This window comes from Streptomyces sp. NPDC088817, assembly GCF_044750345.1.
Lineage (GTDB): Bacteria > Actinomycetota > Actinomycetes > Streptomycetales > Streptomycetaceae > Streptomyces.
Map to the genome: position 1 here is coordinate 1 of NZ_JBIVJN010000031.1, position 13,322 is coordinate 13,322.

At 72.2% G+C, this 13,322-nt stretch carries 6 protein-coding genes and 2 pseudogenes; 7 read left to right on the plus strand and 1 reads right to left on the minus strand.

Annotated elements, in window-relative coordinates:
- The 7 genes and pseudogenes from ACIP4X_RS34545 to ACIP4X_RS34575 form a co-directional block, all read left to right on the plus strand.
- Positions 1-4,182 (plus strand): SDR family NAD(P)-dependent oxidoreductase (locus ACIP4X_RS34545; RefSeq protein ID WP_401352284.1); only part of this gene is annotated, 4,182 nt, incomplete at its 5' end.
- Between the two features lie 72 nt (positions 4,183-4,254).
- On the plus strand, positions 4,255-7,305 hold the full coding sequence (locus ACIP4X_RS34550; RefSeq protein WP_401352320.1) for a type I polyketide synthase: 3,051 nt from the start codon (positions 4,255-4,257) through the stop codon (positions 7,303-7,305).
- A 19-nt stretch (positions 7,306-7,324) separates the two neighbouring features.
- On the plus strand, positions 7,325-8,113 hold the full coding sequence (locus ACIP4X_RS34555) for an arylamine N-acetyltransferase (protein ID WP_401352287.1): 789 nt from the start codon (positions 7,325-7,327) through the stop codon (positions 8,111-8,113).
- Positions 8,114-8,127: 14 nt separating this feature from the next.
- Complete coding sequence (locus ACIP4X_RS34560) at positions 8,128-9,714, plus strand: bifunctional 3-(3-hydroxy-phenyl)propionate/3-hydroxycinnamic acid hydroxylase (protein WP_401352290.1); 1,587 nt, start codon at positions 8,128-8,130, stop codon at positions 9,712-9,714.
- A gap of 250 nt (positions 9,715-9,964) precedes the next feature.
- A pseudogene (locus tag ACIP4X_RS34565) lies at positions 9,965-10,522 on the plus strand (transposase).
- A 45-nt stretch (positions 10,523-10,567) separates the two neighbouring features.
- A pseudogene (locus ACIP4X_RS34570) lies at positions 10,568-11,020 on the plus strand (transposase); the annotation flags it as partial.
- A gap of 219 nt (positions 11,021-11,239) precedes the next feature.
- Positions 11,240-11,620, plus strand: coding sequence for a transposase (locus tag ACIP4X_RS34575; RefSeq protein ID WP_391460295.1), 381 nt, complete (start codon positions 11,240-11,242; stop codon positions 11,618-11,620).
- 286 nt (positions 11,621-11,906) lie between these two features.
- On the opposite strand, the gene ACIP4X_RS34580 is transcribed toward ACIP4X_RS34575, so the two are convergent.
- A complete protein-coding gene (locus ACIP4X_RS34580; RefSeq protein ID WP_401352293.1) occupies positions 11,907-13,058 on the minus strand; it encodes a tyrosine-type recombinase/integrase in 1,152 nt (383 codons plus the stop codon).
- Positions 13,059-13,322 lie beyond the last annotated feature (264 nt).

Here is a 13,322-nt window from a genome sequence, read left to right on the forward strand (position 1 = left end):
GTCGACTGGACCGCCGGCACCGTCCAGCTCCTCACCGAGTCGCGGCCGTGGCCGCAGACCGGACGCCCCCGACGCGCCGCCGTCTCCGCCTTCGGCGCCAGTGGCACCAACGCCCACGTCATCCTCGAACAGGCACCCCCCGAAGAACCCACCCAGGAACAGACCGGTCAACCCGTCGAAAAACCCGCCGCGCAAGCCGCCGAACCGGGCGTGGCCATCACCGTCGTACCCGGCGTCGTCGCCTGGACCGTCTCGGCCCGCACGCCGACCGCCCTCACCCGGGTGGCCCGGCACCTGGCCGACCACGTGCGCGCCGCAAAGGACGCCGACACGGCCGACATCGCCGGTATCGCCCACGCGCTCAGCACCACCCGGGCCCATCTGGACCACCGCGCCGTGATCGTCGGAGCGGACCGGGACGAGCTGCTGGAAGGGCTCGGGGCGCTCGCGGGCGGCACGGCCTCCGAGGCCGTGATTACGGGACGGACAGGACCGGGCCGGCTCGCGTTCGCCTTCTCCGGGCAGGGCAGTCAGCGCCTGGGCATGGGGCGGGAGCTGCACCGGCACCTGCCCCTGTTCGCCGAGGCGTTCGACGAGATCTGCGCGGAGCTGGACCATCACCTGACCGTGCCGCTGCGGGAGGTCGTGTTCGCGGAGCCCGGTACGCCGGCCGCGGACCTCCTGGACACCACCGCCTACACCCAGCCCGCCCTGTTCGCCGTGGAGGTGGCGCTGGCCCGGGTCCTGGCCCGGTGGGGCGTACGGCCGGACGTTCTGGTGGGGCACTCCATCGGTGAGATCGCGGCAGCGCACGTCGCGGGCGTCCTCTCCCTCACCGACGCGGCCGTACTGGTCACCGCGCGGGGCCGGTTGATGCAGGCCCTGCCCGCCACCGGTGCCATGGTCGCGGTCGGCGCCGGGGAGGAGGCGGTGCGGCCGCTGCTGGCCGGGCACGAGTCCGCCGTGGACATCGCCGCGGTCAACGGACCGGAGTCGGTGGTGCTCTCCGGTGACGAGGAGGTGGTGCTCGCCCTCGCCGAGCGGCTGCGCGAGCAGGGGCACCGCACCAAGCGGCTCACCGTCAGCCACGCCTTCCACTCCCCCCACATCGACGCGATGCTGGAGGAGTTCGGCCGTGTGGCCGCGGAACTGACCTACTCCGCCCCGTCGATTCCGGTCGTGTCGGACGTCACCGGTGACCTGGCCGATCCGGCTGACCTCGCCAGTGCCGGCTACTGGCTCCGGCACGCCCGGGCGGCCGTACGGTTCAGCACCGCCGTACGGACCCTGGAGAGCCACGGCGTCACCACGGTCGTGGAAGTCGGGTTCGGTGACACGCTCACCGCGCTGGTACGGGAGAACAGCGACGCCCTCGACGCCGTTCCGGCGCTGCGGCGCGGGAAGCCGGAGCTGCGGTCGCTGATCACCGCGCTGGCCCGCGTTCACGTACGCGGTCACGCCGTCGACTGGGCCGCGCTGTCCCCGAAGCCCCGGGCGCACGTGCCGCTGCCGACCTACCCGTTCGAGCACAGGCGGTTCTGGCTGGAGCCGGTGCGCACGGCCGACCTCGGCGCCCTGGGAGCGGAGCCCACCGGGCACGCGCTGCTGGGCGCGGCCGTCACGCTTCCCGAGTCGGGCGGCGTCGTGTTCGTCCACCGTCTGTCGACGGCGTCCCATCCGTGGCTCGCCGACCACGTCGTCGGCGGATCCGTCGTGGTTCCCGGGGCCGCCCTGGTGGAGATGGCCGTCCGGGCCGGGGACGAGGTCGGGGCGGGCACCGTCGACGAGCTGGTGATCGAGGCACCGCTGGTGCTGTCCGGCGAGGGCGCGCTGCAGGTGCGGGTGACCGTGGGCGAGGAGGGGGCCGACGGGCTGCGGCCGGTCGCGTTCCACTCCCGGCCCGACGCGGCCCCGGACGCCGGGTGGACGCGGCACGCGGCCGGGTTCCTGTCCGGTGCCCGGACGGCCGGTGCGCAGCTGCGGGACTGGCCGCCGACGGGAGCGGAGCCCGTATCGCCGGCGGACTTCTACGAGCGGCAGGAGGAGAGCGGGCTGGCCCTGGGTCCGCTGTTCCGTGGGCTGCGGGCGGTCTGGACGCGCGAGGGCGAGGTCTTCGCCGAGGCCGAGTTCCCCGGCGACGAAGTCGAGGGCTTCCTCCTGCACCCAGCGCTGCTCGATTCGGCACTCCAGGCCGGGGCGGTCGCAGCGGGCCCCGACGAGCGGGGAACCGTACTGCCGTTCGCCTGGAAATCGGTCGCCGTGCACTCCTCCGGCGCCACCGCGCTGCGGGTGCGGGTGCGCACCGCCGACGGTGGGATGAGCGTGGACATCGCGGACGGCACCGGCTCGCCCGTGGCCACGGTCGGCTCCCTGGCCACGCGGCCGGTCGACCCACAGCAGGTCGCCGCCGGCCGGTCCGACGACCGGCTGTTCACCCAGGAGTGGGTGCCGGTGCCGCTCCCCGACGGTGACGTGCCGCCGCTCGAGCACGTCCTGGATCTCACCGGACCGGTGGCCGGCGGGTCCGTGCAGCAGGCGCGCGCACTCGGCGCCCGCGCGCTCGAAGCCCTCCAGGAGCATCTGGCCGAGCCTGGCGGGGATCCGCTGCTGGTGCTGACCGGGGATGTCCGGCGGGACCCGGCGGCCGCCGCCGTATGGGGCCTGGTCCGCTCGGCCCAGCTCGAGCACCCCGGCGAGTTCGTGCTCGCGGCCGTCGACGACGGCCCCCGTGCGCTGCTGCCGCGTGCCGTCGCCACCGGCGAGCCCCAGCTGGCCCTGTTCGCGGGAACGCCGTGCGTGCCCCGGGTGACGCGGGCCGGTGCCGTTCCGCCCGGTCCGCTCGCCCCCGCCGGGCGGGACCGGGTGCTGGACCCCGACGGCACCGTGCTGATCACCGGCGGCACCGGCGCGCTGGCCGCGCTCGTGGCCCGGCACCTGATCACCGAGTACGGCGCCCGGCACCTGCTGCTGGCGAGCCGGCGCGGGCCGAACGCCCCGGGCGCCTCCGAGCTGCACGCGGAGCTGACCGCGCTCGGAACCTCGGTGACGATCGCCTCCTGCGACATCTCCGAGCGGCAGGCCGTGGCGAAGCTGCTGGCGACGGTCCCCGCCGAGCATCCGCTCACCTGCGTCGTCCACACCGCCGGAGTGCTCGACGACGGTGTGGTGACGGCCCTGACGCCGGAACGGATGGACACCGTCTTCCTGCCGAAGGCCGACGGGGCGTGGCACCTGCACGAACTCACCCGGGGCGCCGACCTGGCCTCCTTCGTGCTGTTCTCCTCGGCGGCCGGCACGCTGGGCAGCGCCGGCCAGGGCAACTACGCCGCCGCCAACGCGTTCCTGGACGGCCTCGCCGCGTACCGGCGCGGGCTCGGCCTGCCGGCGGTCTCGGTGGCGTGGGGCCTGTGGGAGCAGAACAGCGAGATGACGAAGGAACTGCGGGCGGGTGGCCAGGGCTCCCGCGACCGGTACGTGCTGCCGCTGCCCGCGCAGCGGGCGCTGGAGCTGCTGGACTCGGCGCTGCGCTCCCCGGCCACGACGCTCGTTCCGGCGCGGTTCGACCTGGCCGCGCTGAAGCGGTCGCAGACCACACCGGCGGTCCTGCACGGCCTGGTTCCCCGGGGGCGTCCCACGGCGCGCCGGGAGCAGGCGTCCGGCGACTCCCTCACCCGGGAACTGGCGCGGCTGACACCGCCTCAGCGGCTGCGCCGGCTGGTCGAGCTGGTCCGTACGCGGGCCGCGCAGACGATCGGCCACGCCGGGGCGGACGCGATCGAGCCGGAGCGGTCCTTCAAGGAGATGGGCTTCGACTCGCTGGCCGCGGTGGAGCTGCGCAACCGGATCGCCGCGGCGACCGGGGTCCGGCTGCCGGCCACGTTGGTCTTCGACCACCCGAATCCCGCCCTGGTCGCCCAGCAGTTGCACGACCGGCTGTTCCCGGAGCCGGTGGACGTGGACGTCGTCGACGAGGCCCGCGAGCAGCGGCTGCGCAGCGTGCTGGCGTCCGTGCCGCTGGACCGGCTGCGGGAGCTGGGCGTGCTGTCCCCGCTGCTCCAACTCGCGGAGCTCGCCGACGCACCGGTGCCCGCCGACTCCTCAGACGAGGAGACCGAGGACGAGATCTCGACCATGAGCGTGGAGAACCTGGTCGCCAGGGCCCTGAGCCGGCGCGGTCGCTGACGGTCACCCGATGATGCGGAGAAGAGCATGAACACGCACGACAGCACGGTCGTCGAAGCGCTGCGCGCCTCCCTGCTCGAGACCGAGCGCCTGCGGCGGGAGCTCGCCGCGGTCGCCGCCCGGGCGAGCGAACCGATCGCGATCGTCGGCATGGCGTGCCGGCTGCCCGGCGGTGTCCGCTCCCCGGAGGACCTGTGGGAGCTGCTGGAAGCGGGCGGTGACGGCATCACGGCCTTCCCCGACGACCGCGGCTGGGACGTGGAAGGCCTCTACGACCCGTCCCCGGAGGCCGTCGGCAAGAGCTACGTCCGCGAGGGCGGTTTCCTGCACGACGCCGGTGACTTCGACGCCAGGTTCTTCGGCATCTCGCCGCGCGAGGCGCTGTCGATGGACCCGCAGCAGCGGCTGTTCCTGGAAGCGACGTGGGACGTGTGCGAGCGGGCCGGGATCGACGCGACGTCCCTGCGCGGCAGCAGGACCGGCGTGTTCGCCGGCGTCATGTACCACGACTACGGCACCGGTCTGACGCACACGCCCGCGGAGATCGAGGGGTTCCAGGGCGCCGGCGTCGCCGGCAGCCTCGTCTCGGGCCGGGTCTCGTACTGCTTCGGGTTCGAGGGGCCGTCCGTGACGGTGGACACGGCGTGTTCGTCGTCCCTGGTGGCCGTGCACCTGGCCGCCCAGGCGCTGCGCTCGGGCGAGTGCGATCTGGCGCTGGCCGGCGGTGTGGCGGTCATGGCCCAGCCGAACACCTTCATCGAGTTCTCCCGGCAGCGAGGGCTCGCGCCGGACGGCCGCTGCAAGGCGTTCGCCGCCGCCACCGACGGCACCGGCTGGTCCGAGGGCCTGTCCCTGCTCCTGCTGGAGCGGCTCTCCGACGCGCAGCGCAACGACCATCCGGTGCTGGCCGTCGTCCGGGGCAGCGCGGTGAACTCGGACGGCGCCTCCAACGGCCTGACCGCGCCCAACGGCCCGTCCCAGGAGCGGGTCATCAGGCAGGCCCTGGACGCGGCCGGCCTCACCGCCGCGGACGTCGACGCGGTCGAGGCCCACGGCACAGGCACCCGGCTGGGCGACCCCATCGAGGCACAGGCCGTGATCAACGCCTACGGCCGGGGGCGGAGTCCGCAGCAACCCCTGTGGCTGGGCTCGCTGAAGTCGAACGTCGGCCACACCCAGGCCGCCGCCGGCGTCGCCGGGGTGATCAAGACGGTGCTGGCGCTGCGGCACGGTGTGCTGCCGCGGACGCTGCACATCGACGAGCCGACCCCGCACGTCGACTGGTCGGCCGGAACGGTGCGGCTGCTGCGCGAGGCGCGGCCCTGGCCCGCGACCGGGCGGCCTCGCCGGGCGGGCGTCTCGGCGTTCGGGGTCAGCGGGACCAACGCCCATGTCGTGATCGAAGAGGCTCCGCCGTCCGAGCCCTCCGGGGATCCGGAGCCGGACCGGGACGGTGCCGTGCCGTGGGTGCTGTCCGCCCGCACGTCCACGGCGATGGCCGCCCGGGCACGGCAGCTGGCGGCGCACGTCGACGCGCACCCGGAGCTGGACACGGCGGCCGTCGGCCGGGCGCTGTCGACAGACCGAGCCGCGCTGGAGCACCGGGCCGTCCTGGTCGGTACCGGCCGTGAGGAACTGCTCGTCGCCGCCCGGCGCCTCGCCGAGGGCAAGCCGCATCCCCGCGTGGTGACCGGCAAGGTCACCCCGGGCCCGCTCGCGTTCGTCTTCTCCGGCCAGGGCAGTCAGCGTCCGGGCATGGGCCGGGAACTGCACGCCCGGTACCCGGTGTTCGCGGAGGCATTCGACGCGGTGTGCGAGGAGCTGGACGCCCGGCTGCCGCACTCCGTACGGGAGGCGATCTTCGCGGACCCCGCGTCCGAGCGGGCCGGGCTGCTGGACCGGACGGAGTTCACCCAGCCCGCCCTGTTCGCCTACGAGGTGGCCCTCGTGCGGCTGCTCGCCTCGTGGGGGATCGAGCCGGACATCCTCGCCGGGCACTCGATCGGAGAGTTGGTCGCGGCGCATGTGGCCGGGGTGTTGTCGCTGGGCGACGCGGCCGCCCTGGTCGCGGCCCGTGCCTCACTGATGCAGGCGCTGCCCGCCGGCGGTGCCATGGTGGCGGTGGGCGCGGGTGAGGAGCAGGTCGCCGAACTGCTGGCCGGGCACGAGCACGAAGTGAGCATCGCCGCGGTCAACGGGCCCTCCTCGGTGGTGCTGTCGGGGGCGGAGGAGCCCCTGCTCGGCCTCGTCGAGCGGCTGCGTGCCCGCGGCCACCGCGCGAAGCGGCTCCGGGTGAGCCACGCCTTCCACTCGCCGCTCATGGAACCCATGCAGGAGGAGTTCGGCCGGGCGGCACGCGGGCTGACCTACTCGGCGCCGCGGATCCCGGTGGTGTCCAACATCACCGGGCGGCTCGCGGAGGCGGACGATCTCGTGACGCCGGAGTACTGGGTCCGGCACGTGCGCGCGGCCGTCCGGTTCCACGCCATGGTCCGCACCCTGGAGTCCGACGGTGTCCGCACCCTCCTGGAGGCCGGGCCCGGCGACACGCTCACCGGGATGGCACGAGAGGTCCTGACGGCGCCTGCCGAGACGATACCGGCCGTGCGCCGCGGACACGACGAGCCCCTGTCGGTGCTCCTCGCGCTGGGCCGGCTGCACGTCCGCGGGCACGACCTCGCCGTCCGGCGGGGCCGGGGCCACATCCCCCTGCCGACCTATCCCTTCGAACGCAAACGCTACTGGCTGGAGAGGACCGTCATGCCGCAGGAAGACCTGACCGCCGCACCGCAGGAGACGGCCGAGGAGGGCCCTGACGCACCGGGGCAGTCCCTGGTGGACCGGCTGTCCGGGCGGCCCGCCGAGGAGCGCAGGAAGGAGCTGGTCACCCTCGTCATCGAGCTGGCCGCCGCCGCGCTGGGTCACGACACCACGGACGAGTTCGGCGAGGACACCGGCTTCTTCGACGTCGGCTTCAGCTCGCTGACCGCGGTCGAGGTCCGCAACAACATCAACAGTCTCTGCGGCCTGGAGACGACCCCGATGCTGCTCTTCGACCACCCGACGCCCCTGATGCTCGCCGAGCACCTGGACGAACTCCTCTTCACTTCCCACAGCCACTGACCCGGAGGCGGAACCAGACATGTTCGACCTTGGAACGTACCTGAAGCACATCGGCTACACGGGCACGCTGGAGCCGACCGCGGACAACCTCCGTGAGCTGCACAAGAAGCACATGATGACCGTGCCGTTCGACAATTCCCGCAACGCCGCCAAGGGGCTGGCGATATGGGACGACGTGGACGCCGGGACGGACGTGTTCTTCGACGCGCTGATCACCCAGCGGCGCGGCGGCATCTGCCACGAGCACAGCGGTCTCTTCCGCGCGGTGCTCACCGAACTCGGCTACGACGTCACGGTCGTCTCCTCGGGAGTGCGCGGCGCCAACGGGGAGTTCGGCCACGATCTGGAGCACATGTTCAACCTGGTCCGCATCGGCGACGACCTCTGGCTCAGCGACGTCGGCTTCGCCGGCCCCTCGTTCATCGAGCCGGTGCGGGTGTCCGAGGAGGTGCAGAGCCAGTTCGGCTTCGACTACCGGGTCGTCGAGGACGGGGCCCACCTGGTGCTGGAGCGGCGCGTGCGGGGCGGCGAGTGGCTGGCCGTCTACCGCTCCACGCTGGAGGAGCGCGACCTGGCCGAGTGGAAGGCCATCTCCCGCGGGGAGAACGACGACCCGTTCTGGCACTGGGCGGGCGAGATGATCGCGGCGGGCACTCTGATCTACGGCCGCGCCTACGAGACCGGCCAGTTGCTGCTGGTGGGGCGGCGGTACCTCAGGGCGGAGGACGGCCGGGACGAGACGCGTGTGCTGGCGAAGAACGACGAGTACCAGGCCGTCATCCGGCACGTCCTGCTCCAGGACGCCTGAGAGGGCGGCCTGACATGGGTGTGGACACGGACGTGCTGATCGTCGGCGACGGCCCGGTGGGCCAGACGCTGGCGATCCTGATGGCCAGGCAGGGCTGGCAGGTGACGGTGGTGGACCGCTGGCCCGAACCGTACACGCTGTCCCGGGCCGTCGCCTTCGACAGTGAGGCGGCCCGCATCCTGGCCTCGCTGGGACTCGCGGAGTACATCGCCCAGGAAACCGAGCCTTCGGGCCGGTACGTGTGGCAGAACGCGGATGGGAAGATCCTGCTGGACATCCAGGGGTCGCCCAGGGGCTGGTGCCACTGGCCCGACTCGAATTCTATGTTCCAGCCGGGGCTGGAGAGCGCGCTGACCGCGCGGGGCAGGCAGCTGCCGACACTGCGCGTGCTCCGCGGGCACGAGGCGGTCGAGGCCACCGACCACGGCAGCCACGTCGAACTGACCTGTGTGAGCCGGGCGGGCGAGCGGCGGGTGCTCTCGGCCCGCTGGCTGGTCGGCTGCGACGGGGCGAACAGTTTCGTCCGCGAGTGCATCGGCACCACGATGCACGACCTGGGGTTCTCGCGTGACTGGCTGATCTGCGATGTCGTGCTGCGCGAGCCGCGCGTCTTCGACCCGAACAACCTGCAGATCTGCGATCCGGCCCGGCCGCGGACCGCGGCCTCGGCCGGACCGGGCCACCGGCGCTGGGAGTTCATGCGTCTCAAGGGCGAACCGGTCGAGGAGCTGGACACCGTGGAGAGCGCCTGGCGGCTGCTCAAGACGTTCGAGCTCACGCCGGAGAACGCGACCCTGCTGCGGCACGCCGTCTACACATTCCAGTCCCGGTGGGCAGACCGGTGGCGGTCTGGGCGCATGCTCATCGCGGGCGACGCCGCCCACGTCATGCCGCCGTTCGCGGGCCAGGGCATGTGCTCGGGGATCCGGGACGCGACGAACCTGGCGTGGAAGCTCGGCCTGGTGCTGCGCGGCCAGGCCGACGCCGGCGTGCTCGACACCTACGTTGCCGAACGGGTCCGGCACGTGCAGCACGCGATCCGCATGTCGGTGGATCTCGGGAAGGTGATCTGCCAGCTCGACCCGGTCGCGGCGGCCGACCGCGACGTGGCCATGATGGCAGCGCGGGAACGCGGGGTCGGCACAGGCGCCCCGCAGGCGCCGGTGCACCCGCTGCGCACCGGGTTGCTGCGGCACAGCGGTGCGCCGGCCGGCCGGGGGCTGGCCGGCAGCCTCAGCCCACAGGGCCGGGTGCGGCGGGGAGCCGAGACAGGGCTGTTCGACGATGTCGTCGGAACCGGGTTCATCCTGCTGTCCAAGGAGGATCCCCGTCCGTTCCTCGACGCGCGCGCCGAAAACTTCCTCAAGGAGCTGGACATCCGCGTGATGACGGTCGTCCCCGACGGTGCGACGACCGCGGGCACGGACGCCGTGACCGACCTGGACGGCACCTACCTGCCCTACCTCGACGGTGCGGACGCCCGCGCGGTGCTGATCCGTCCGGACCACTACGTGTTCGGCCAGGTCATGACGGACCAGGACTACGTGGCGCTCTTCGACGACCTGCGGCAGCAGTTGTCGGCCGCGGTACCGGCGCGCTGACAGACCGCGCGAACCGGCGGTCCCGCCCCGCGGGACCGCCCTCGCCGGCCCCCGCCCGGTTCCGTGACCGGTGTTCCGTCCGCGCCGGCTCGTGCGTGGTGGCCGGACCGGCGTGGCCGGGCGGTTGTGTGGGGTCGGCTCACCTGTTCCCGGCGGCCCCGCCGACCGCACCGTGAAAGCACCCCCTCCGCTCCGGAGGCAGCGGGGGTGCCGAGTCGAGCGGGGATGCCGAGTCAGGAAGGTTCTGGAGATGACTGCCGTGAACGCCGTACGACGCTTTCAACCGGAGGTGCCGGACGCCACCGTCGCCAAGCTGTGTGCCGAACTGTTCGCGCCGCTGCCGCGTGCCGACCAGCGCGAGAAGGGGGCACAGTACCTGTACAGGCTGCTGACGGCCCAGGGGCGCAAGACCGTGCGCACCATCGCCGCCCAGGTCGGGGGCGGTGCGGCCGAGCAGAGCCTGCATCACTTCGTTTCGGCGTCCACGTGAGACTGGATGCCCGTGCGGGCCGCGCTGTGCCGGTACGTGGAGCGGGTGCTGCGGCCGCGTGCCTGGGTGGCGCGGCCGCTGGTCATCCCGAAGGCGGGGCGGCACTCGGTGGGCGTGGCGCGGCGGTTCGTGCCAAGTCTCGGGCAGGTCGTCAACAGCCAGGAGGCGCTGGGGGTCTGGGCCGTCCACGAGGCGGCAAGCGCGCTCGTGCACTGGCGGCTGATGTGCCACGAGGAGCGCCCGAGCACCTTGGCCGTCGCAACGCCACTCCCGGCCCGGGTCTGTACGGTCAACGGTGGATCTTCGAACAGGAAGTGACACCTGATGACAGACGTGACCGTCTCGGCTGAGGCCGTCGAGGAAGTGAAGCCCGCTGGGATACCGGACGCTCTGGACGATCAGCTGATCAGTCAGCTGGTGGACCGGGCGAAGGCCGACGGGATCCAGCTGACCGGTGAGGGCGGGTTGCTGCAGCAGCTGACGAAGAGGATCCTCGAGTCCGCCCTCGAAGGTGAGATCACTGATCACCTCGGGCACGAGAAGCACGAACGGACCGAGAGCGGCAACGTCCGCAACGGCACCCGCTCCAAGACCGTGATCACCGACGTCGGGCCGGTGGAAATCGAGGTGCCCCGGGATCGGGCCGGCTCGTTCGAGCCGCAGATCGTCAAGAAGCGGCAGCGGCGTCTGAACGGCGTCGACGAGATGGTCCTCTCACTGTCCGCCCGAGGTCTGACCCACGGCGAGATCTCCGCGCATCTGAAGGAGGTCTACGGCGCCGAGGTGTCCAAGACGACCATCTCCACGATCACCGACAGTCATAGTGATATCCGGGTCCCCGGTGGTCGTGACCCAATCACTGACTGACGTCCTGCTGGGCTGTCCTTGCTTTGATCTGTCCGACCGCCGGGGCCCGGTTCCCAGGGCTCCGGCCGGGCGGAGCATGACCTCATAGGAGCCTGGCCAGAGGCCCCCTGACTGTCCTGTCTGCCCTTTCCGGCCGGAGCTACCTTCGGCAAGGAAGGCATCTCCAGCATGACAGGCACAGAGGCGGCGGACACGAGGGACCAAATCGCGGTCGGCGGGGTGGACTCGCACGCCGACACCATCCACGTCGCCGTGGTGACCGACCGGGGCCGGCACCTCGCCGACGCCCAATTCCCCACCAAGGCTGCCGGATACGCCGCCGCGATCGCCTTCCTGCAGGCCCACGGCACCGTCGCCGCCGTCGGCGTGGAGGGCACGTCCTCCTACGGCTCCGGCTTCACACACGCCGCCCGCAGAAAGCCCTCCACGGTCGGCTCGGACGATGTCAGCCACCGGCTCCCGTGGGTCGTGCAGAGCCCGTGCGTCACCAGTCGGGGCGGCCGCTGGCATCCCGGGACCCGGCAGAGCGTCTGTCCGTCCGAGCGGTGATACGTGCCCGGCCTCGGGGCGGTAGCGAAGTCCTCGAAGGCCATCCCGGACTGCCGCCAGCGGTTCCTGCAGCCGATGCAGACCGGTTCGCCGAGCAGGGTGCCCTTCGTGCAGCCGGGTATCTCGCAGTCCGGCATGCCCAGCACCGGGTGGCTCTTGGGATAGCGGACGACCCGCACGTCCCAGTCCCAGCTCACCAGGCTCAGGAAGTCTACGTCCAGTGCGGCGATGATCTCCGCGGTCCGCAGGTCCTTCAGCTCCTGGGCCAGCGACGACGGCGTCACGGTCACTTCTCCCCCGTCCCGTGCAGAGCCCGCGGGGAGGGCACGCGCTCGATCGCTTCGCGCAATCGTGCCCGGTCAGGAATCAGGTAGGGCCTGGAGGACTCCGGGTGTGTCTGACCAAGCAGGGCCTGCACCTCGTCCAACGACCCGCCGGCGTCAGAGACGTTGCTGCCGAAAGCTCGGCGGGCCATGTGCGGGCCGACCTTCCGCGACAGCTTCGCGCGCTGTCCCAGGCGCTCGAACAACTCGCCCAGCGCGTCCGGCGACATCGGCGCCCCCAACGGCTCACGGAACAGGTTCACCAGCAGGAAGTCACTGCCGCCCGCCCCGAGGATCTCGTGGCGCTCGTCGATGTACTGGTCGAACGCCTGGACCACCAGGAAGTCCAGCGGCTGCGTCCACGCCTCCTTCGACTTCGACCACGCCCGGTTGCTGTTGTCGCGGCGCCGGACGTGAACATGGGCGCCCTCGTAGTCGCAGCCGAGAGCCCGTGAATCAGGCAGCAGGTGACAGTCGCTGCGGTGCAGGCCGGCCGCCTGGCCACGGCGCAGCCCAACCCGGCCGAGCAACAGCACGATCAATCGGTCCCGGGCGTTGCGGCACTGAAGGAACATCGCCACCAACTCGTCGTCTGTGGCCCGGTCCACCTCCGCCTCCGGTTCCTGCACCCGGTGGACCGCCCGCAGGCGGTAGGTCAACCCCGAGTCCTCGCCCTGGGCCTCCAGCGGCAGGTCCCGGCTGTCGGCCAGCTCGTAGATCTGCCCGAGCACCGAACGGGGCGCCTTGCCCACCGACACGGCGTACGACAACAGCCCACGCACCGCGGTCAGCACCCCGTTGATCCGCCGTTCCCTCCGGGCCGGCTCGGCCCCGGGACCCATCACCACCGAGGCTGGTTCACCGTCCGGCGTCGACGGCGTGTACTTCAGCCAGACCATGAACAGGCCCATGTCCCGGGCCGCTTGGGGCCATTGCCGCCCAGTGACCCGGCACCACAGCAGGTACAGCGACACGCCCTCGGCGTACGCCTTCGTCGTCAGCTCGGCACGGCTCCGACCGAACCGCAGGAACCGCAGCCACTGATCGGCGACCCACACCACCTCGAAGTCGTCGTCGATGACCGTCCAGTACCGAACTCCAGACGGCAAATCCACAGGAAAGGCCCGCAATGCAACTCCATGATCCGAAGGCTGATGCAACAACCCGCCACAGAGCCACACCCCCCGAGAACGAGTCTCAGAAGATCAACTTACTGCCCGTACACAACGTCACACCACACCGGGCTGGCCCCCAGAGAACCCGGCGCTGCACCTACCAGCGCGTCAGCCCCGGGCCGGGACACTGAGAGTCGGCCTCCAGTGTCCTCCTCGTTGACCAGTTCACCTCCACGAGTCAGGGCGAACGCCTCTGTCAGACGG